Annotated in this window: 2 protein-coding genes; both read left to right on the top strand. The window is 63.9% G+C overall.

The features are described from left to right. Nucleotides 1–138 precede the first annotated feature (138 nt). Nucleotides 139–324 carry a hypothetical protein gene (locus I6E78_RS18540; RefSeq protein ID WP_114488332.1) on the top strand — a complete coding sequence of 62 codons (186 nt, stop codon included), beginning with the start codon at nt 139–141 and terminating at the stop codon, nt 322–324. Continuing rightward, nucleotides 321–557, top strand: a 237-nt coding sequence (locus tag I6E78_RS18535; RefSeq protein ID WP_197183128.1) for a hypothetical protein, incomplete at its 3' end; no start/stop codon positions are given. The genes I6E78_RS18540 and I6E78_RS18535, both read left to right, overlap by 4 nt.

Below are 557 nucleotides of genomic sequence, written 5' to 3'. Positions count from 1 at the left end.
GCTGGGGGTCAAAGAGGCGCAGGCCCGCTCCATCGCCAAGAACCTCATCGACAACCGCTACGCCGAGGAATGGGGTCAGGCGCCCACGGACAAGGGTGTGTGGACTGCCGTGCTGCACGCAACAGGAAAGGTGCCGGTATGAAGAACACCCACGGCGGTACGCGCCCTGGTAGCGGCCCCAAGACGAAACCCATCAACCTCGCCCGCGTGGCCGCCCTGCGCAAGCAGGGGCTCACCCAGGCGGAGATCGTCATCAGCATGGGCAGCACTCGCTGGGTGGTGGCGCAGGCGGTGAAGAAGATCAACTCTGAAAGCAAGCAATGAAGCAAGTGAAAGTGGGAGCCCTGACCTACGCGCAGTTGATCCTGCACATGCTGGAGGGCGTTCACGACTGCCGCACCCTGGCCGAGTTGACGGGCCTACACTACGTCACCGTCCTGCAGTACACCCGCGAACTCCACGCCGCCAAGGCCGCGCACATCTGCGCATGGGACAAAGACGGACGCGGCCGGGACTCCATCAAGATTTACAAGATCGGCCCAGGGCGCGACGCCAAG

This window comes from Pseudoalteromonas sp. NZS127 (assembly GCF_015864805.1).
Classification (GTDB): domain Bacteria; phylum Pseudomonadota; class Gammaproteobacteria; order Enterobacterales; family Alteromonadaceae; genus Pseudoalteromonas; species Pseudoalteromonas nigrifaciens.
The sequence above is the reverse complement of the archived record's forward strand: the minus strand, read 5'-3'. Positions and strand labels throughout refer to the sequence as shown.

Excerpts from the sequence above, each read along its gene's own strand:
- I6E78_RS18540 (WP_114488332.1), top strand. The coding sequence starts at position 139 with ATGAAGAACACCCACGGCGGTACGCGCCCTGGTAGCGGCCCCAAGACG.